The 20,116-nt window shown below is 41.0% G+C and carries 16 protein-coding genes; 10 read left to right on the top strand and 6 right to left on the bottom strand.

The window, feature by feature from the left end; all coding sequences use genetic code 11:
- Positions 1 to 47: 47 nt before the first annotated feature.
- The 4 genes from AC1EU0_RS00155 to argE form a co-directional block, all read right to left on the bottom strand.
- Complete coding sequence (locus tag AC1EU0_RS00155) at positions 48 to 1,466, bottom strand: patatin-like phospholipase family protein (RefSeq protein WP_480299862.1); 1,419 nt, start codon at positions 1,464 to 1,466, stop codon at positions 48 to 50.
- 122 nt (positions 1,467 to 1,588) lie between these two features.
- Positions 1,589 to 2,515 (bottom strand): branched-chain amino acid transaminase, encoded by a 927-nt coding sequence (locus tag AC1EU0_RS00150; RefSeq protein ID WP_480299861.1) that lies wholly within the window; start codon positions 2,513 to 2,515, stop codon positions 1,589 to 1,591.
- Between the two features lie 268 nt (positions 2,516 to 2,783).
- Positions 2,784 to 3,389, bottom strand: coding sequence for a peptidylprolyl isomerase (locus AC1EU0_RS00145; RefSeq protein WP_480299860.1), 606 nt, complete (start codon positions 3,387 to 3,389; stop codon positions 2,784 to 2,786).
- Between the two features lie 97 nt (positions 3,390 to 3,486).
- Positions 3,487 to 4,632, bottom strand: coding sequence for an acetylornithine deacetylase (argE, locus tag AC1EU0_RS00140; protein ID WP_480299859.1), 1,146 nt, complete (start codon positions 4,630 to 4,632; stop codon positions 3,487 to 3,489).
- 160 nt (positions 4,633 to 4,792) lie between these two features.
- Between argE and argC the strand changes: the two genes are divergently transcribed.
- Genes argC through argH form a run of 5 tightly spaced genes read left to right on the top strand, consistent with a single transcriptional unit; the run spans position 4,793 to position 10,673 of the window.
- Positions 4,793 to 5,845 (top strand): N-acetyl-gamma-glutamyl-phosphate reductase, encoded by a 1,053-nt coding sequence (argC, locus tag AC1EU0_RS00135; RefSeq protein ID WP_480299858.1) that lies wholly within the window; start codon positions 4,793 to 4,795, stop codon positions 5,843 to 5,845.
- A complete protein-coding gene (argB, locus tag AC1EU0_RS00130; protein ID WP_480299857.1) occupies positions 5,838 to 6,608 on the top strand; it encodes an acetylglutamate kinase in 771 nt (256 codons plus the stop codon). Before argC ends, argB begins: the two co-directional genes overlap by 8 nt.
- 36 nt (positions 6,609 to 6,644) lie before the next feature.
- Entirely contained in the window at positions 6,645 to 7,571 is a 927-nt protein-coding gene (locus AC1EU0_RS00125) for an ornithine carbamoyltransferase (RefSeq protein WP_480299856.1), read from the top strand.
- A 17-nt stretch (positions 7,572 to 7,588) separates the two neighbouring features.
- The gene (locus AC1EU0_RS00120) at positions 7,589 to 8,827 is read left to right on the top strand and encodes an argininosuccinate synthase (protein WP_480299855.1); all 1,239 of its coding nucleotides are present in this window, start codon (positions 7,589 to 7,591) and stop codon (positions 8,825 to 8,827) included.
- Between the two features lies 1 nt (position 8,828).
- A complete protein-coding gene (gene argH / locus AC1EU0_RS00115) occupies positions 8,829 to 10,673 on the top strand; it encodes an argininosuccinate lyase (protein WP_480299854.1) in 1,845 nt (614 codons plus the stop codon).
- Between the two features lie 22 nt (positions 10,674 to 10,695).
- Here the strand turns inward: argH and AC1EU0_RS00110 are convergent, their stop codons facing one another.
- On the bottom strand, positions 10,696 to 11,175 hold the full coding sequence (locus AC1EU0_RS00110) for a hypothetical protein (RefSeq protein ID WP_480299853.1): 480 nt from the start codon (positions 11,173 to 11,175) through the stop codon (positions 10,696 to 10,698).
- A 68-nt stretch (positions 11,176 to 11,243) separates the two neighbouring features.
- Positions 11,244 to 12,086 (bottom strand): sulfurtransferase, encoded by an 843-nt coding sequence (locus AC1EU0_RS00105; protein ID WP_480299852.1) that lies wholly within the window; start codon positions 12,084 to 12,086, stop codon positions 11,244 to 11,246.
- Positions 12,087 to 12,267: 181 nt separating this feature from the next.
- Here AC1EU0_RS00105 and metH point away from each other — a divergent pair, with 181 nt between their 5' ends.
- From metH to AC1EU0_RS00080, 5 genes are all read left to right on the top strand, one after another.
- The gene (gene metH, locus AC1EU0_RS00100) at positions 12,268 to 16,005 is read left to right on the top strand and encodes a methionine synthase (RefSeq protein WP_480299851.1); all 3,738 of its coding nucleotides are present in this window, start codon (positions 12,268 to 12,270) and stop codon (positions 16,003 to 16,005) included.
- Positions 16,006 to 16,153: 148 nt separating this feature from the next.
- Positions 16,154 to 17,734, top strand: coding sequence for an AbgT family transporter (locus AC1EU0_RS00095; RefSeq protein ID WP_480299850.1), 1,581 nt, complete (start codon positions 16,154 to 16,156; stop codon positions 17,732 to 17,734).
- A 138-nt stretch (positions 17,735 to 17,872) separates the two neighbouring features.
- On the top strand, positions 17,873 to 18,583 hold the full coding sequence (locus tag AC1EU0_RS00090; protein WP_480299849.1) for a glutathione S-transferase family protein: 711 nt from the start codon (positions 17,873 to 17,875) through the stop codon (positions 18,581 to 18,583).
- Between the two features lie 169 nt (positions 18,584 to 18,752).
- Positions 18,753 to 19,160 carry a MerC domain-containing protein gene (locus AC1EU0_RS00085; protein WP_480299848.1) on the top strand — a complete coding sequence of 136 codons (408 nt, stop codon included), beginning with the start codon at positions 18,753 to 18,755 and terminating at the stop codon, positions 19,158 to 19,160.
- Between the two features lie 84 nt (positions 19,161 to 19,244).
- On the top strand, positions 19,245 to 20,078 hold the full coding sequence (locus AC1EU0_RS00080; RefSeq protein ID WP_480299847.1) for a DNA ligase: 834 nt from the start codon (positions 19,245 to 19,247) through the stop codon (positions 20,076 to 20,078).
- The last annotated feature ends 38 nt before the right edge of the window (positions 20,079 to 20,116 follow it).

Raw genomic sequence — 20,116 nt, 5'->3', positions numbered from 1 at the left:
ATTAGAGCGGTACAAAGGTTTAATTACTTTCGATTAAAGATTTATCACTACCGCTTCAGTTTTCCATCAATAGAGCTTTTGGGTTGAGTTTTTTGTTTCCGATACTTTTCTTGTATATATTGCTCTAAAGAAAAAGGGAAAATATAACTGGGAAGTTTGCCTTTTGTTTCTCGAGTAGCTTCAAATTGTTCAAACTCCTTTACTGCACGCCACTTGTGCTTATATACCTCGCGGGTGCTTGACGCTGAAGTTAGGGCTGTGAACCCTACTTTAGGGTGCAAAATACATAATGATACTCTTGGATCACCTTCTGCTTTTGTTATGTCAAAAGCAGCAAGCTCAACGGTACGAGATACCTTTGTGGCTAACTCAACAGTACTTTTTGATAATTTACCTTTGGAAAGCTTAGTTTCCTTATTTATTGATAACAACGGCTCTATGAAACCGAATCCAACAACCAATATTTTGTTAGTGGTGAAGTAGCAAAAGGGAATGTTGTTGGTTAATCCACCATCACTCAAAGCCAACACTTTTGGCCCGTGTGCTGCTTCACTTAGAATGAAAGAGGCTTTAATTTCTACCGGTTTTACGACAAGAGGTACAGCCGAACTTGCTGTTACAGCAAGTGCAATTTCGATGTGTGGAGAGTTAGCTGCTGATAATTCAATCTCTTTGTTTCCATTTGATGCAGCTAGTACTAATCGTTTCCAGCTTCGATGGTGAAGAAATTCTAATTCAGCTCTATCACTACTATTTCGAATCAGCTCTTGCTGATGGAATGTTATTCTACCTATGTCTTTACCTTTTGCGTTTTCAGGTAAAATGATTTTGCCTTCGTCATCTTTTAGAAACTCATTATGCCTAGATAGAAATATGGCTATTTTGGTTACATGAGTTCCCAAAAAATTAACGATGATGGTTCGCATTTCAGCTAAAATAAGTTCTCTATCAAATTGTGTTTTAGCATTTATCATTGCATTGGTGACTTCATGTTCATTCATACCAATTGAGAGGCAAGCAGACATAATCGCTCCGGCTGAAGTTCCGGTAACTTCTTTAATGTTATTAAGTCTTGTCGCTCCTAATGCTTGTAGTACGCCTAAGTGAGCGATACCTTTAGCTCCTCCTCCTGCTAAGCATAATGATTGATATTCGTGAATATCTCTTTTTGAGTTGCAACGAGTGGTAACTTTTGCATCGTGAGCGATTAATAAATTCTCTGAATTCAAAGCGCTTCTTATGATGTTTGAGGGTATTTCATCTTCATTGGTTTGAAAAAAGTCATGAACTGAAATTTTGCTCATATATTGTTTGGATACCGTTTTGCACCAGCCACTGTCATTGAAGCTTGCCTGATAGCTTGTTCCATTTACCGATATGATTTGAGTGCCAGATCTTTCTAGATTTAGGCTCTTAAGGTATGTTTCTAGATAAGATTCAGATGCTACTAAGTGGGCTATTGCCATAAAAAAAACTAAAACGGATACGAGTAAATTAATACTAGTACCCATTTGTCAAAAATTGAGTAAGTAGAAATTAAATATGATTAATGCAACCAACCATAAGTCGCCAAGTAAATGCTCGACATTTATGCAACTGGCGTTAACCATTCATCCGTATTCGGCGTTGTGCCCTCAAAAATACCAAAGAAAGCTTGCTGCATGGCGGCAGTAATTGGCCCTCTTTCACCATTACCAACTTTGACACCATCAACAGACCGAACAGGCACAATCTCTGAGGCGGTTCCTGTCATAAAAAACTCATCAGCAAGGTAGAGTGATTCTCTTGAAATCGGTTGTTCCTTCACTTCGTAGGCTAAATTTTTGGCTAGAGTTATCACCGTATCTCGAGTTAAACCTACAAGAATCGAGCTTGATGTTTGTGGTGTATAAATTACGTTGTTTTTTACGATAAATAGGTTTTGTAGTGCGCCTTCACTGACCATACCGTTCACGTCTAACCCAATACCCTCGTCATAACCATTTCGTTTGGCTTCTAATGTGATAAGTTGCGAAGAAAGATAATTGCCACCCGCTTTAGCCGATGCTGGAAGAGTATTGGGTGCAACACGATTCCAACTTGATACGCACACATCAACCCCTTGTGACTTGGCGTTTTCTCCTAAATATTTTTCCCATTTAAATGCGGCAACCATGACTTCTGCTTTTGAGGTTTCAGGCGTTCTCATTCCCATCCCAATTTCACCAATAAAAGCTAACGGTCTGATGTAGGCCGATTCAAAACCGTTTTTCACCACTGAATCTATACAGGCTTGGGTGACTTGATCTTGTGTGAAAGGAATCTCCAGTTGATAAATTTTGGCTGAATCGAATAAACGTGAAACATGCTCTTTAAGCTTAAATATGCAAACGCCTTTATGTGTTTTATAGGCTCGAATTCCTTCAAATACCGATGATCCATAATGTAACGCATGACTCATCACATGAACTTGAGCCTGATGCCATGGGACGAGTTCGCCGTTAAACCAAATAAAATCAGCGGTAGGAGGTGTCATTATTGTTCCTGTATTAACATGTGATAAAAGTGAATAAAGATTCGTTGCGTGGTTAATTTACAGAATAAAAAACTGTAATTGCAACATAAAATTTCAAATAAAAGATAATTACCCTGCTTTATGTGAGTTTGTGGTTGATTGTTCGGCTAGGTTGCTAAAGGGGAGTGATTTGCAAATTTGAGGGAGAGCTAGCAGATGCATTTTGGGTAAGTATTGTGAAGATAATGCCATGCCTAATAAATTAGGCATGAGCAAGTGGCAAGAGCAATTATTGGCAATTAATGGCTTTTACTGAATTCAAAGTAACATCTTGTACAGGAACGCTTTGGTGACCGCCTGTATTATGAACTGCAACAATGCTAATTTGATCAACCACTTCAATTCCCGATGTCACTTTTCCAAATACTGCATAGCCAACTCTAGATGCAGAATGATCCAGCTGTGGGTTATTGAGAGTATTGATAAAAAACTGACTTGTGGCTGAATCAGGTAGGAGTGTTCTGGCCATTGCTATGGTGCCACGAGCATTAGTAAAGCCAACACTGGCTTCGTTTTTAATTGGTGCTTTTGTTTCTTTAGGCTTTAAGCCTGATTCGAATCCACCACCTTGGATTACAAAATTATTTATAACACGGTGAAAAATGGTGTTGTCATAAAAGCCTGAGTCGACGTAATCAGCAAAGTTTTTACCTGTGATGGGGGTATTTGTAGTGTCAATAGCAATGTTAAATTTTCCCTTTGTGGTATCAAAGGTATAACATTTGTCTGCTTTCATTGTTGGTGGAGGGGTTGGTTGAGGTGCTGATGTGTCATCGCTGCCGCCGCAGCCTGATAAAACCAATAACACTGTAACAGCTGCCAGTGAATGCTTCATGGTACTTCCTTTTTTTATTATTTGATTACAACGGCAGCATTATATGTTTTTAACAAATAATTAGCATTGATGAATTTTTGATTTTACTGTTTTACATTTAAAAACAATATTTCTGAATTAAATTTGCCAATATATTTAATGTTCCATCAATTTGATCTTCGGCTAAAAACTCATTTGGTTGGTGGGCTTGGTCTATGCTGCCCGGGCCCAATACTATTGTCTGAGAAGCAATCTTTTGGACAAATGGAGCCTCTGTTGAGTAATTAACGGCACAGCAACTTTGATGACTTAATTGCTCAACGAATTTTACTAATTCGCTATTTTCTTGCTCTATAAAACTTGGAGAGCTTGGTTCAAGCTCTTCAAAGCGGACTCGTCCGGGATATTGCTCTACAACCGTTTTTAACGTTTCAGTTAGCAAATGAGTGACTTCATCATCTCGCATGCCCGGCAGAGAGCGAATATCAATATCAAGCTCACAATGACCGCAAATGCGATTAACGCTGTCGCCACCACGGATCGCGCCTAAATTGAGGGTTGGCTCTTGTACGTCAAATGCTTGATTTCGATAATTGAGGGCAAGTTTAGATTTAAGTTCGATCAGTTTGCCAATAATTTGATGCATCACTTCAATTGCGTTTATTCCAGCGGAAGGTCGACTTGAATGTCCAGACTTTCCTGTCACAGTAATTTTATGAGACATATAGCCCTTGTGCATGACCACTGGAATTAAGTTGGTAGGTTCACCAATAACGGCTGCATCAGGTCGAATATCTTGAGATTGAGCAAAGAATCGAGCCCCTGCCATACTGGTTTCTTCATCGGCGGTAGCCAGTACATATAACGGTTTTTGTAGGTGCTTGGCAGATAAACCTTGGCAAGCTTGTAAAATGAAGGCAAAGAAACCCTTCATGTCACAAGTGCCTAATCCATAAAAGCGGCCGTCTTTATTTTCTACTTTATGAGGATCGCTATCCCATCCGACTTCATCGAACGATACTGTGTCGCTGTGACCCGCTAATAATAACCCACCTTCACCACTGCCCAGTTTGGCTAATAGATTAAATTTATTACGTGTGTTTGGTACAGGAACAATTTGAATCTTAAAACCTATCATTTCGAACCAAGTTGCAAGCAATGAAATAACTTGCTGATTGCTTTGATCTTCACTTTCAATATTTGAACTGATGGAAGACAAGGAAATGAGTTGAGTAAGTGATTGTTCGAAATTAGGTAATGTCATTTTTAAATATAGTTAACAATATTCTGTAGATATATATTTATAAATATTGCATAAGAAGTCAATTGTGTGTAACTTCGCATTTATTGATAAAGAGATTGTAATTTATCTCATTAGTAATACAGATATTTAATTTTATAGCTTTATTTGGTGGTGAATAGTTTTGCAAATTAAGGATGTTAAAGCTGCTGTTGTGGGAGCAAGTGGATACGCTGGAGCTGAGTTGGTCTCTCTGCTTGTTCGTCATCAATGGATTAATTCTATTGAGTTGTTAGTGTCTGAGAGCAGCCAAGTGTTGGGGCAGTGTTTTAGTGATGTTTTTCCTCGTTGGAAGGGAGTTTGTGATAACGCTTTTCAAGCCGTTAATGCTGATTGGATAGATAAAAATGCCGCTGAATTTGATGTGGTTTTTTTGGCCACGCCTCACGAAGCCAGTGTGAAGTTAGTTGAAGCTTTTTCTGCACATCAAGTCATTATTTTTGACCTTTCAGGTGGTTTTAGGCTTAAACAACCCAAACTTTATGATCAATATTATGGTTTTACTCATCAACAGCCCGAGTTATTACAAGAAGCGGTCTATGGCTCTCCTGAGTGGGACGCAAAAGCCCTAAAAGAGGCTAATTTGATTGCAGTGCCGGGTTGCTACCCTACGGCAAGTTTATTAGGGCTTAAACCGATTACGTCTAATCATTTTCATGATGAAGACTCTTTGATCATTGTTAATGGCATAAGCGGAGTCAGCGGTGCTGGCCGTCAAGCGAACTTAGCGACCAGTTTTAACGAGGTGAGTTTAACGCCATACAATATTTTGAAGCATCGACATCAGCCTGAAATCTCCCAAGCCGTACAGGCTGATGTCATCTTCAATCCACACCTTGCGCCATTCAAACGTGGGTTACTAGCGACAACGACGCTTAAAATCAAAGAGGGGATCACTACGGCTGATATTGATGCTGTTTACAAAAATGCCTATCAGTCACAGCCACTTGTTAGAATGCAAAAAGCTTGGCCTAAAGTAGATAATGTTTCAGGTACTCCCTTTGCCGATATCCATTGGCAGTTTGATGAGAGTCAACGTGTGCTGGTCATAAGCTGTGCGATTGATAACTTACTGAAAGGTGCCGCTTCACAAGCGGTGCAATGTCTTAATTTACGTTTAGGGCTTTCAAGCGAGTTTGGTTTACTAAGTAACATTGAGGTAAACCATAATGACTAAGCCTTTAGTGATCAAAATCGGTGGTGCGATCTTAGAGCAAGAATCGGCATTGACTGCATTATTGTTGGTTTTTAAGTCCAATTTGGATAGAAAAATCATTCTAGTCCACGGGGGAGGAAGCACCGTCGATCAAATGTTGCTGCAAGCTGGATTCACTACTAAGAAGAAAAATGGATTACGTGTTACGCCTAAGGCTCAAATCCCCATTATTAGTGGCGTATTAGCAGGAACGGTCAATAAAAAAATTGTCGCAACAGCCAACCATCTTGGTTTAATCAGTTTAGGACTATCGCTTGCTGATACGGCAATGGTTACTTGTAGCAAGCATCCTGAGAATCTAGGTGAAGTTGGAGTACCAACGCCTAACAATGCCAGTGTGCTTGAGCTATTGCTTTCGCAATCAGTTATGCCTGTTATTGCTTCTATAGGTGCTTTAAATAATGGCAATTTGGTCAATGTTAATGCCGATGATGCCGCGGTAGCCATTACTCAGCTGGTGGACGGTGACTTATTACTGTTGACTGATGTGGCAGGTGTAAAAAATGCACAGGGAAAAATATTAAAATCGTTAGCGCACACCCAAGCCCAAGCTCTAATTCAACAACAAATCATTAATGGCGGCATGGTGGCTAAAGTGAATGCCGCTTTCAACGCAGCCCGACAATTACGACGAAGTATCGCGATTGCCAGTTGGCAACAACCACAACAACTCGCTGAGTTGTTTGTAGGTCAGCCAATCGGTACTCGCATTATTCCTGATTAAACAAGCACATTTTTAAACCATTTTAGGAAGATACTTATGTCATTCTCACATTATTTAGCTGATGAACAGCTCGATCAGCAGCAACTATTAGATTTAATTGCTTTGGCTAAATCAATTAAACAATCACCACAAGATTATCAACATGCTTTAGCTGGAAAGTCAGTAGTAATGTTATTCGAAAAGCCGTCATTACGTACTCACATTAGCTTTGATATCGGGATTCAAAAGCTTGGTGGGCACTCTGTTTATATCGGCCAACAAAATGGAAAATTAGGCGAGCGTGAACGCGTTGTCGATGTGGCTAAAAACCTCGCCTGTTGGAGCGATGCCATTGTCGCTCGAGTCTTTAGCCACGAATCCCTTACTGAATTATCAGAGCATGCAGGTGTTCCCGTAATCAATGCGTTGAGTGACCTTTATCATCCATGCCAAGCCTTAGCTGACATGATGGCGTTATCTGAAAAAGTTGACGATCTCAGTCAGGCAAAGCTGGCTTATGTTGGAGACGCTAATAATGTCTCTAATTCATTGATGTTGATGGCTCTGACGTTAGGAATAGATTTCACCTTAATTTCGCCAAAAGGTTTCGAAGCTTCAAAAGAGATGCTGGATAAAGCCCATACTATCGAAGCTTTATCGGGAGCCAAGCTGACACTGAGTAATGACATCAACGATATAGGTTCACAGACGGCTATTTATACCGACACTTGGATTTCTATGGGGGAAGACAAAGACCCACAACAAGTGTTGCAAACCTTTATGCCTTATCAAGTGAACAGTACGTTGATGACAAAAGCGGATGCGAATTATTTTATGCACTGCCAGCCTGCCCATTTAGAACAGGAAGTCACCACAGAAGTATTTGACGGTGAGCAATCGCTAGCGGATCTGCAAGCCGAAAACCGTATGTGGGCGCAATGTGCAATTTTACTAACTCTATTTAAACAAACAGAACAAGCATAATTTTTGGTGGTGACAACATGACAATCGTAAATAACAAAAACATAAAAAAGGTGGTATTAGCTTATTCAGGCGGACTGGATACTTCAGCCATTATTCCTTGGTTGAAAGAAAACTATGACAACTGTGAGGTTGTGGCTTTTTGTGCTGATGTAGGTCAAGGACACGAAGAGCTTGAGGGCATTGAAGCTAAAGCTTTGGCCTCTGGTGCAAGCGAATGCCACGTCGTGGATCTAAAAGAGCAGCTAGTGACGGATTACATTTATCCCACCTTAAGCACTGGCGCGGTTTATGAGGGGCAATATTTACTGGGCACTTCAGTTGCTCGTCCTATTATTGCTAAAGCACAAGTTGAAGTGGCATTACAAGTAGGTGCTGATGCGGTATGTCACGGCTGTACTGGTAAAGGTAACGATCAAGTTCGGTTTGAATCTTGTTTTGCTGCTCTTGCACCAGAGTTAACGGTTATCGCCCCTTGGCGAGAGTGGGATATGGTATCTAGAGAAGACTTGCTCAGTTATTTGGCTGAGAGAAATATTCCTTGCTCAGCATCTCTGACTAAAATCTACAGTCGCGACGCCAACTTATGGCACATTTCCCATGAAGGTGGAGAGCTTGAAGATCCTTGGTGTGAACCATCAAAGCAAGTGTGGACCATGACGGTATCACCCGAAGAAGCGCCTAACACACCTGAATACGTAAAACTATCTTTTGAGCAAGGCAAGTTACTGGCGGTTAACGGCCAAGAGCTGAAAGCTGATAAGTTGCTTGAAGTACTGAATATTCTAGCGGGTAAACATGGTGTTGGGCGAATTGATATCGTGGAAAACCGCCTTGTGGGAATGAAGTCTCGTGGTTGTTATGAAACGCCCGGTGGCACTGTGTTAATGGCGGCATATAAAGGGTTGGAAACCTTAGTACTGGATAAAGAATCACTTAAATACCGAGAATCTATTGCACTTGAATTTTCCCATGTGCTTTATGATGGTCGCTGGTTTACACCCTTAGCAGAAGCACTATTAGCGGCATCAGCGACTTTTGCAAAAAGTGTCACGGGTGATGTGATTGTTAAGCTTTATAAAGGGCAAGCTACAGTGACTCAGCGTCGCTCACCTAACAGCTTATATTCTGAAGCGTTTGCGACTTTTGGTGCCGATGATGTTTACGATCAAAAGCATGCTGAAGGCTTTATTCGTTTGTTCAGTTTACCAAGTCGCATTAATGCGATGAAGCAACAAGCTAACGCAGAGGAGTCTTAACATGGCACTATGGGGAGGACGGTTTCAATCAGGTAGTAGTGAGTACTTTAAAACCTTTAATGACTCATTGCATTTTGACCAAGCCTTAATTTTGCAAGATATCGAAGGCTCAATCGCTTGGTCTAAAGCGATTCACCAAGCGGGCGTTCTAACATTTGAAGAACAACAAGCGTTAGAGCAAGCCTTATATGAACTGGCAGAATTAGCACAATCAGGTGAGTTGGATATCATCAACTCTAATGCTGAGGACATTCACAGCTATGTCGAAGCTAAGCTGACTGAAAAGTTAGGTGATGTGGCTAAAAAACTGCACACAGGTCGCAGCCGTAATGATCAAGTGGCGACTGATTTACGTTTATGGTGTAAACAGCAAAATAGTCAATTACAGGAATTAATACGCACTTGTCAGCAAAGCTTAGTCGCATTGGCTGAAACCAATAAACAGAATATTTTCCCCGGTTATACTCATTTACAACGAGCACAACCAGTGCGTTTTGCTCATTGGTGTTTGGCGTATGTAGAAATGCTAAAACGCGACGAAAAACGCTTGATTGCGGCTAATCAGCATATTAATCAATGCCCTCTAGGTAGCGGAGCATTAGCGGGCGTGGTGTATGACATTAATCGTGAGCAATTAGCGCAAGATTTAGGCTTTGATTCACCGTGTTTAAATAGTCTTGATGCGGTATCAGATCGTGACTTTGTGCTGGAATTACTGTTTGCAGCAAGTACCAGCATGATGCATTTATCTCGCATGGCTGAAGATCTGATTTTCTTTAACTCAGGTGAAGCCAGTTTTATTACTTTAGGTGATCAAGTGACGTCTGGCTCGTCACTTATGCCACAAAAGAAGAACCCTGATGCATTAGAGCTTATCCGTGGCAAATGCGGTCGTGTGTTTGGATCTTTGCAAGCATTATTGGTAACGCTAAAAGGGCTGCCTTTAGCGTACAACAAAGACATGCAGGAAGATAAGGAAGGCATATTTGATGCAGTTAATCAGTGGCAGCAATGCTTATTGATGGCAAATGAAGTTGTAAACTCTATTGAAGTAAAAAGCGATCAATGCAAAAAAGCCGCTGCAGAAGGTTATTCCAATGCGACAGAGCTGGCTGATTATCTCGTGGCTAAAGGTGTTCCGTTTAGAACCGCCCATGAAATCTCTGGCCAAGTTGTGCTCTATGCCATTGGTCAGCAAGAGCCGATTGAGCGGCTAAGGCTAGAGGAACTACAGCAGTTTTCTGCTCTCATTGAAGATGATGTATATCCAGTATTAGATCTAGAGCACCTTGTCGATAAGCGGAGCACTATTGGTGGAACAGGCATAGAAGCCGTCAATCAGGCCATTGAGAGCTTCCGCCATGAGCTTGGCATGGCTAACTTTACGATTCGAGATGCCAAGCTGACTGATTTGCGTGGGATCAGTAAATTAGTGAACTACTGGGCGGATAAAGAAGAAAATCTACCACGTTCAGAGCAAGAGCTTATCCAATTTATTCGAGACTTTGCGGTCGTAGAAAGTGAAGGACAGATCTGTGGTTGTGCCGCCTTGTATATGTACAGTACTGGGCTTGCTGAAATTCGATCATTAGGTGTGTCGGTGAATCATCAAGGTCATGGTTATGGTAAGGCATTAGTAGAACACTTATTAAAACGTGCAGAAACGCTAGCGTTGAATAAAGTGTTAGCACTGACTCGAAAGCCTGAGTTCTTTAGTCGCCTAGGTTTTAGCCTGTCTGATAAACATCATTTACCTGAAAAAGTGATGAAAGATTGCGAACCATGTCCGAAGAAACATGCCTGTGATGAAACAGCTTTGATTTATTATGTAAATCGGATTATTTAGAGTTTCGAATTTTTTTGAAAAGTTATGGGGTTATCACCTTAACCCCAAATTCTTTCCTAATATCAGCCAGTGGCATATCTAAGTAAGGCTCTGGATTAAACCAATTCCATTTTTTGTTCATCCGCCAACCTCGAATCATGGGCTTGATACAAGTTGGTATTAGGCCAATCAAGGCTGAATACACTCGCCATTTACTGCCGTACTTTTTGACGTAACTGTTAAACACAATGTCATAATCAACAAATTGGAAAAACTTTAAATAATTTTTGAGGCTCATATCAGAGCCAAATAACGTCCACACATCGTTGATACTTTCGCCTTTTAGTTGAAAAGGAATAGTGCCAAAAAGTACATGAGTACAGTCGTGGCAGAAAAACCAACGGCTTTCTTCTGTTTTACCATCGTTTTTATTTAGGTGGCTATAGCCCGATGTGTACTCTTCGACTCCTTCTCGTAGAGTAAGTTTGCAGTTTTGTTGAAGATATTGAAAATCTTTTGGCATGAGGTTCATCTATACATTGATTTTCATTGAGTATAGATGATGAACTCCACACCGTGATTTTACAATTATTACGCTACTGGAAAGCCTGGATTAGCTCCCCATTCTGCCCATGAGCCGTCGTACAGGGAAGTATCTCCGTAGCCAGCAATTCTCGCGGCCATCAAAATGATACAAGCAGTGATCCCAGAGCCGCAGGAAAAGACTAATTGCTGATTTTCGTTAATGACTTCTGCAAATAGGACTGTTAATTCGGATTCAGACTTAAAAACATCACCATCAAGTACTTGTGGAAAAGGTAAATTGATGGCGTTAGGAATATGACCAGCTCTCATTCCAGCTCTCATTCCAGCTCTTGGTTCTGGTGTTTCGCCATAGAATCGAGTTTTGCCTCGTGCGTCTAACACTTGAGAGTTTGAATTCTCTATATTATCTAGAACGAGTTGCGCATCACATATCAAATTTGTTCGAAACTGTGCTTGAAATGTTCCTGAACGAGTCGGGGTAGCTGGTTTGTTTATGCTTGGTCGATTTTCGGCTAACCATTTTGGTAGACCACCATCCAATACGAGAACATTGTCGAACCCCATTACTTTAAAAATCCACCACGCGCGTGGAGCAGAGTATATGCCTTGATTATCGTAAAGCACGACTAGGCTATCTGAATTGATTCCGTGCTTTTGACACATTTGAGTAAATTGAGATTCAGTCGGAAACGCATTTGGTATATCGGAGTCAAGATTACAAAGTTGTGTTTCAAGCTCTAAATCTTGAGCATTTGGGAGGTAGGTTTTTTCATCATATTCAATTGGTGTTTTCCCTACTACCTTGTTCATACTTGCATCAAGTAATACCACATTTTCTTGATTTAAATGCTCTACTAGCCACTGGGTAGATACTAATATTTGCGACATCGTTTCCTCAATCCCTTTCTATTGGATTATCCAATTTAAATAAAAAACGTAACCAGAGCAAAACCTTATTTTGTATTTTCCTCAAAGGGTTAGAAAACTCGATTAATAAAAAATGGTAATGGACTTCTAGATGTCTATGGTGTAGTTTAACCAAAGGGTTAAGTATTTGGTATTCAACGAAATGGCATTTTCTTCTGAGCAAACTCCTTCAAATTCTGCGTATTCTGACTTAGTAGAAAGGCTATCAGATCGGATCTTGGTGCTAGACGGTGCAATGGGAACCATGATCCAGCAACATAGGCTGGAAGAAGAAGACTATCGGGGCGAACGTTTTGCTAATTGGTCATGTGCGGTAAAAGGCAATAATGATTTGTTAGTGCTTACTCAACCAGATCTTATTCGCCAAATTCATGTTGAATACCTTAATGCTGGCGCTGATATTATTGAAACCAACACTTTCAACGCTACTAGTATTGCGATGGCCGACTATCAAATGGAAGAGTTGGTGTACGAGATCAACGTTGAAGCAGCTAAGCTAGCGAGAGAAGCTGCTGAGAGTGTGATGGAACAAACGGGAATAAGGCGCTATGTTGCTGGTGTGTTAGGACCCACTAATCGAACTTGTTCTATCAGCCCTGATGTTAATGACCCGAGTTTCCGTAACGTCAGTTTTGATGAGTTGGTTGAATCCTACACTGAAGCCATTAATGGATTAATTGATGGTGGTGCAGATATCCTGATGGTTGAAACTATCTTTGATACTTTGAATGCCAAAGCAGCTTTGTATGCCATTGATGAGGTTTTGACTGAGCGCTTTTCTCACCTTGCTGAACAGCGTTTACCTGTGATGATCTCAGGTACAATCACTGATGCATCTGGCCGAACGTTAACTGGGCAAACGACTCAAGCCTTTTATCATTCGTTACGCCACATCAAGCCTGTTTCTATTGGTTTGAACTGCGCTTTAGGGCCGAAAGAGTTAGTCCCTTATGTTCAGGAGTTGACTCGAATCTGTGAATGTCATATTTCAGTTCACCCTAATGCAGGGCTTCCCAATGAGTTTGGTGGCTATGATGAAACACCAGAGCAAATGGCGGAGTTTATCGAACAATGGGCTGAGGCTGGTTATTTAAATATTGTGGGGGGCTGCTGCGGAACCACTCCTGAACACATCAAAGCCTTTGCACAATCCGCGAGTAAATACCAACCCAGACAAGCGCCTGATTATGCGCCCCATTGCCGACTTTCAGGATTAGAGCCAATTACTATCCAACCTGATTCCTTGTTTTTGAACGTGGGTGAACGAACGAATGTCACTGGCTCGGCTCGCTTTCTGCGTTTGATCAAAGAAGAAGATTACGAAACAGCACTCGATGTCGCTCGTGATCAAGTCGATAACGGCGCGCAAATTATCGACGTCAATATGGACGAAGGTATGTTAGATGGCGTTGCCGCAATGCAGAAATTTTTGAACCTGATTGCCTCAGAGCCTGAGATCAGCAAAGTCCCGATCATGATTGACTCTTCAAAATGGGAAGTATTAGAAGCTGGCCTTAAATGTGTGCAAGGAAAAGGCGTAGTGAATTCTATCTCTTTAAAAGAAGGAGAGGAAATCTTCATTCGTCAGGCACAGTTAATCAAACGTTATGGTGCTGCCGTTATCGTGATGGCGTTTGATGAAACAGGGCAAGCTGATACTCAAGATAGGAAAGTTGAGATCTGCCAGCGCGCTTATGATGTCTTGGTAAACAAAGTCGATTTCCCACCAGAAGACATCGTATTCGACCCTAATATTTTTGCTATAGCTACAGGGATTGAAGAGCATGACAACTATGCGGTGGACTTCATCGAAGCGACTCGCATTATCAAAGAAACTTGCCCTCACGCTATGATTTCCGGTGGGGTGTCCAATGTATCGTTTTCATTTAGAGGTAATAACCCTGTTCGTGAAGCCATTCATGCGGTGTTTTTATACCATGCCATTAACGCTGGCATGGATATGGGGATTGTAAATGCTGGTCAGTTGGCGATTTATGATGATATCGACCCTAAGTTAAAAGAACACGTTGAAAGGGTAGTGCTTAACCTCCCTTGCCCTGTTGCTGACTCAACCAATACGGAGCAATTGCTTGTAGTCGCTGAAAAATTCAGGGGCGGAAAAACCGATGAGGTGGACTCAGCTCAAGCTGAATGGCGAAACCTGCCAGTGAATGAACGTCTCGCGCAAGCATTAGTAAAAGGCATTACCGAATTTATTGATGAAGATACCGAAGAAGCCAGACAAAATGCAGACAAGCCGCTGAATGTGATCGAAGGGCCACTGATGGACGGCATGAATATCGTCGGCGATTTATTCGGTAGCGGTAAAATGTTTCTGCCCCAAGTCGTTAAGTCGGCAAGGGTGATGAAAAAAGCTGTGGCTTACTTAAATCCATTTATTGAAACCGAAAAAGTAGAGGGGAAGTCTAACGGCAAGATTTTAATGGTGACGGTGAAAGGTGATGTTCACGACATAGGTAAAAACATTGTTGGCGTTGTTCTGGCGTGTAATGGATTCGAAGTGATTGACCTTGGGGTAATGGTGCCCGTTGAAAAAATCATTCAAGTCGCAAAAGAAGAAAGCGTCGACATCATCGGAATGTCAGGTTTGATCACCCCAAGTCTTGATGAAATGGTGCATAACGTCAAAGAATTTGAAAAAGCAGGGTTAACCATTCCAGCGATCATTGGCGGTGCGACTACCTCGAAAATTCACACAGCAGTTAAAATCGCCCCTAATTATCCGCACGGCGCTATTTATATTACTGACGCTTCAAGAGCTGTACCTATGGTGAGTAAGCTTATTAGCCAAGAGACTCGTCAAAATGAAGTAGAGACAACTTATCAAGAATACCAAGTGTTACGAGAAAAACGCCTTGCACAAGGTAAACGCAAGGTATTGGTATCTATTGAGAAAGCCAGAAAAAACAAAACCGACATTGATTGGACTGATTATCAACCTGTAAAGCCTGCAAAAACGGGCATTACCGTATTTGATGATTATCCGTTGGAAGACTTAGTACACCGTATCGACTGGACGCCGTTTTTTAGAAGTTGGGAGCTTCATGGACATTTCCCTCGAATATTAGAGGATGAAGTGGTAGGGGAGGAAGCTAGAAAACTGTATGCCGATGCAAAAGCCATGCTGGTTACCATAATTGAAGAAAAGTGGCTTACGGCTAAAGCCGTAATTGGGTTATTCCCGGCCAATAGCGTTGATCATGATGATGTTGAGCTTTATACCAATGATGAGCGCTCAGAAGTATTAGCCAAATGCCATCATTTGCGCATGCAATTAGAGAGGCTCGGTAATCATAATTTCTGTTTAAGTGATTTTGTGGCACCAAAAGAAACCCAACTAGAAGATTATATGGGAGCATTCGCAGTAACCGCAGGCCATGGCATTGACGAACATATTGAAAGGTTTGAAGCTGAAAACGATGACTATAGCTCCATCATGATTAAATGCTTGGCGGATCGTCTTGCTGAAGCCTTGGCGGAAAGAATGCACGAACGTGTTCGTAAGGAGTTCTGGGGCTATTCGGCTGATGAAACTTTTGAAAATGAAGCTTTGATCAAAGAAAAGTATCAAGGTATTCGTCCTGCTCCCGGCTACCCTGCTTGTCCGGATCACACTGAAAAAGCCACCCTGTGGAATTTATTAAAACCTGATGAAACCATTGGCCTGAATATTACCGAAAACTTTGCCATGTATCCGACAGCGGCCGTGAGTGGTTGGTATTTTTCTCACCCTAGATCTCGATATTTTGGTATTACTAATATCGCCAAAGATCAGGTGCAAGATTACGCCCAAAGAAAAGAGATGAGCATTGAGGAAGCGGAAAAGTGGTTAGCGCCAGTTTTAGACTATGAACCTTAGAGTCGATAATTGTTAACGCAATATTTGATGAAGTTATAATTGCGTAACGTTATACTTGCGAGAATTGATAATAATTCGCCTTTAGATGGCAATACTTTTGTGTTCAAAAGTCATCGATTTTAGGGTTGCGACTACAAGAAAGATCATTATGACATCGAATATTAAACCACCAATACAAAAAAATTCATGGTTTAACCGATTCTTATCAGCGGTTGAATTTTTAGGGAATCTTCTCCCACATCCAGTTACTTTATTTGCAATGCTGTGTTTGTTCATCATTGTATTTAGTGGCATAGCCGATTTCTTCGGACTAAGTGCTGTTGACCCAAGACCGATTGGCTCAGCCGGACGTGCTCCTGATGGCGTTATTCACGTAGTGAGTTTAATGTCGGCTGAGGGGTTACAGCGAATCTTTCAAGGTTTAGTGACTAACTTCACCAACTTTGCTCCATTAGGCACAGTATTAGTGGCCTTGCTAGGTGTGAGTGTTGCTGAACATTCAGGTATGTTGTCGGCAGCGCTTCGCGGCATGGTAATGGGGGCATCAAAGCGTTTAGTTACCTTCACTGTGGTATTTGCTGCGATTCTTTCCAATACCGCATCTGAACTTGGTTATGTAGTGTTAATTCCATTAGCTGCGATGATTTTCCACAGCCTTGGACGTCATCCACTTGCTGGTCTAGCTGCGGCATTTGCGGGTGTTTCTGGTGGTTATAGTGCCAACTTGTTCTTAGGTACGATTGATCCACTACTTTCTGGTATTACAACGGCTGCGGCTCAGTTGATTGACCCAACGTATGAAGTGGGGCCAGAAGCTAACTGGTTCTTTATGATTGCTTCAACGTTCTTAATTGCTGGTTTAGGTACCATTATTACTGAGAAAGTCGTAGAGCCTAGATTGGGTAAATACGACGAATCAGAAGCCAACGAAAAACTTGAAACCAACATTGAACATTTGACTGCTCTAGAAGTTAAAGGTCTTAAATGGGCTGGTGTGGCAATTCTAGCTATTGCTTCACTATTGGCACTCACCATCATTCCTGAAAACGGCATTTTACGTCACCCTGAAACGGGCGCGATTGCGGGGTCTCCTTTCTTGAAAGGGATTGTAGTGATGATCTTTATCGTGTTTGCTATCCCAGGTTTTGTATACGGTAAAGTGGTTGGTACCATGAAGCGCGATACTGATGTGATCAATGCCATGAGCAAGAGCATGGGCTCATTGAGTTTATACATTGTATTGGTATTCTTTGCGGCGCAGTTTGTGGCGTTCTTTAAATGGACTAACTTAGGTACAATTCTGGCAATCAACGGAGCTGAATTGCTACAAGCACTGCACATGACTGGTCCAGAAGTATTCGTATTGTTTATTCTGATGTGTGCATTCATTAACCTGTGTCTAGGTTCTGCTTCTGCACAGTGGGCTGCTACCGCGCCAATCTTTGTACCAATGTTAATGTTGATTGGCTATGCGCCAGAAACCATTCAAGCGGCTTACCGTATTGGTGATTCAGTCACTAACTTGATCACACCAATGATGAGTTATTTTGGTTTGATTTTGGCGGTTGCCACTAAGTATAAGAAAGACATGGGTATTGGCACCTTGATTGCCACTATGTTGCCGTACAGTATCACTTTCTTGGTGGGTTGGATTGCACTCTTCTACATTTGGGTATTCGCATTTGGTCTACCAGTTGGTCCAGAATCACCAACTTTCTATACGCCATAAGTTGATTGGATAGAACAATAAAAGCGAACTTTCGAGTTCGCTTTTTTATTGCCTGAAATGTATTTTTAAAAAATTTCGTCTTTTTCAATCGAGCACCGTCTTATAGGTAAAGTAATCAAACTTAATAAGAGGGTCGTAATGATCAAAATCGTAAGCTTTAAAATCTGTCCATTCGTTCAACGTGTCACAGCTGCGCTTGAAGTAAAAAACATTCCGTATGAAATTGAATACATTAATTTGAAAGATAAACCGCAATGGTTTTTAGATATGTCACCTAATGGTCAAGTGCCTGTTTTAATCACTGAAAATCAAACACCTCTATTTGAATCTGATGCCATCATTGAATATATCGAAGATGAATACGGTGCAATTGAACCTGATATCTCTAATGAGCAGCGGGCATTAGATCGAGCATGGAGCTATCTAGGCTCTAAACATTATCTTTCTCAATGCGGCACCATGAGCAGTAGGGATAAACAAACATTCGAAACACGGAATTCCAAGTTGCTTTCTGCTTTCAAAAAAGCAGAGGCACAGCTTTCAGGTAACACTCAATTTTTCACATCAGATGAAGTAAGCAACGTAGATATCGCTTGGTTGCCACTATTGCATCGTGCTCATATTGTTAAACAGAAAACAGGTTATGATTTGCTTGCGGAACTGCCTAAAGTGCAAGCTTGGCAAACTGCAATCATGGAAACCGGTATTGTTGAAAAAACGGTAGCTGAAGATTTTGAAGCAAAATTTATAAACTTTTATCTGACTAATACTTATTTAGCCGGCAAGGTGGAGAGTGAAAGTAAAGTTGATAGATGTGATTCTAAGGTGCGCCCTAATTGCTGCTGTTAGCAAATTAGAATTTTAGTAAAGCTGATGCTGCCAGGTGAAAGTAACTCTTTAAACCTGAAATTATAAATGTTATAACGTAACTATAATTATTCCGATTGGTTATTTTTGCGGTGAGTTGAATAAGTATTTACTTGTTCAACTCAATTTCGAATATCAAAGGTTCACTTAAATGAATGACTTTCAATCCATATCTGATAGAGCTTCTATTGCATTATCATTGCTCTGCGCCTGCCATTGCTTGTTTTTACCTTTTTTGTTGGTGCTATTTCCAACACTTATAGCATTACCTATGGGAGATGAAGCGTTTCACGAATGGATGTTAATTGCTGTAGTACCTTTCAGTATCTTTGCTCTATACAGAGGGTATAAGACACACAGTAATAAAGTAATTCCTGTAATTGGCCTGTTTGGCATTTTGATATTAGTTTTTACTGCATTTTTCGGACATGATTTATTCTCAGAAGCATTAGAGAAAGCATTTACTCTTAGTGGTGCAATTCTTGTCGCAGGTTCTCACCTTGCAAATTTCCGTAAGTGTCACTGTAAGTCTTCTGTTGAATGCTCCGTTAATCAATAAGATATAGCTATAAGGCAGTTGCTTGACAATAGCCATTAATATCAGCAAATTAGTTAAGGTTTATTCAGAGCATGGATGCTATCAATGAAACTTTTATTCAAAGCCTTTCTTTTCTTTACCGCTCTTTTAATTTGCGCTTTTTTATCTGCTAAAGAGCTTCAGCTTGCCAGTAAATTCAAGTTGACCGAACCTGTCTCTGAATATCTTGTGAGTGAAAAATATGATGGTGTCAGAGGTCGATGGGATGGGCACAAAATGTGGACTCGGGCAGGTAATTTGATCAATTTACCATTATCATTTACACAAGATTTTCCTAAAGAACCGTTAGACGGTGAGTTGTGGATTGCGAGAGAGAAATTCGAGCAAATTTCAGCTTTAGTTAGAACGAAAGTTACTTCAGTTGAAGATTGGAAAAATGTACGATTCATGGTGTTCGATGTACCTTCGCATAAAGGCACATTTGAAGAAAGGTACCAGTACGCCGTTAGCCAGCTATCAGATCTAAGCCCTAACTTAATCGTCATTGAGCAAACATCATTTGAAACCCAAGCGCAACTTGATGATGCATTAAATGCTGTTGTCAGTCATGGAGCAGAGGGACTGATGCTCCACAAAAAGGCAAGCTTGTATCAGAGTGGCCGAAATCCAGATTTAATGAAACTTAAACTCTATTCAGATGCCGAGGCCAAAGTGATCGCTCATATTGAGGGTAAGGGTAAGTTTAGAGGAATGTTGGGAGCGATGCTGGTGGAAATGCCGAATGGAAAGCGGTTTAAGATAGGCACTGGCTTTTCGAATCAACAGCGTAAAAATCCACCTTCAGTGGGGGCTATCATCACTTACAAATATTATGGATTCACTCAAAAAGGTACACCAAGATTTGCCAGTTTTTTAAGAAAAAGAGAGTCGAAACTTTGATTCAAGTTATTGTAAAAATTTACAACTGAGATACTATC

Source organism: Parashewanella sp. 2210YD4-3 (assembly GCF_056591735.1).
The sequence above is the reverse complement of the archived record's forward strand: the minus strand, read 5'-3'. Positions and strand labels throughout refer to the sequence as shown.

Coding starts and splice junctions, on each gene's coding strand:
- AC1EU0_RS00155 (WP_480299862.1), bottom strand. CDS start 1,466: ATGGCAATAGCCCACTTAGTAGCATCTGAATCTTATCTAGAAACATAC.
- AC1EU0_RS00150 (WP_480299861.1), bottom strand. CDS start 2,515: ATGACACCTCCTACCGCTGATTTTATTTGGTTTAACGGCGAACTCGTC.
- AC1EU0_RS00145 (WP_480299860.1), bottom strand. CDS start 3,389: ATGAAGCATTCACTGGCAGCTGTTACAGTGTTATTGGTTTTATCAGGC.
- argE (WP_480299859.1), bottom strand. CDS start 4,632: ATGACATTACCTAATTTCGAACAATCACTTACTCAACTCATTTCCTTG.
- argB (WP_480299857.1), top strand. CDS start 5,838: ATGACTAAGCCTTTAGTGATCAAAATCGGTGGTGCGATCTTAGAGCAA.
- AC1EU0_RS00125 (WP_480299856.1), top strand. CDS start 6,645: ATGTCATTCTCACATTATTTAGCTGATGAACAGCTCGATCAGCAGCAA.
- AC1EU0_RS00120 (WP_480299855.1), top strand. CDS start 7,589: ATGACAATCGTAAATAACAAAAACATAAAAAAGGTGGTATTAGCTTAT.
- argH (WP_480299854.1), top strand. CDS start 8,829: ATGGCACTATGGGGAGGACGGTTTCAATCAGGTAGTAGTGAGTACTTT.
- AC1EU0_RS00110 (WP_480299853.1), bottom strand. CDS start 11,175: ATGCCAAAAGATTTTCAATATCTTCAACAAAACTGCAAACTTACTCTA.
- AC1EU0_RS00105 (WP_480299852.1), bottom strand. CDS start 12,086: ATGTCGCAAATATTAGTATCTACCCAGTGGCTAGTAGAGCATTTAAAT.
- metH (WP_480299851.1), top strand. CDS start 12,268: ATGGCATTTTCTTCTGAGCAAACTCCTTCAAATTCTGCGTATTCTGAC.
- AC1EU0_RS00095 (WP_480299850.1), top strand. CDS start 16,154: ATGACATCGAATATTAAACCACCAATACAAAAAAATTCATGGTTTAAC.
- AC1EU0_RS00090 (WP_480299849.1), top strand. CDS start 17,873: ATGATCAAAATCGTAAGCTTTAAAATCTGTCCATTCGTTCAACGTGTC.
- AC1EU0_RS00085 (WP_480299848.1), top strand. CDS start 18,753: ATGAATGACTTTCAATCCATATCTGATAGAGCTTCTATTGCATTATCA.
- AC1EU0_RS00080 (WP_480299847.1), top strand. CDS start 19,245: ATGAAACTTTTATTCAAAGCCTTTCTTTTCTTTACCGCTCTTTTAATT.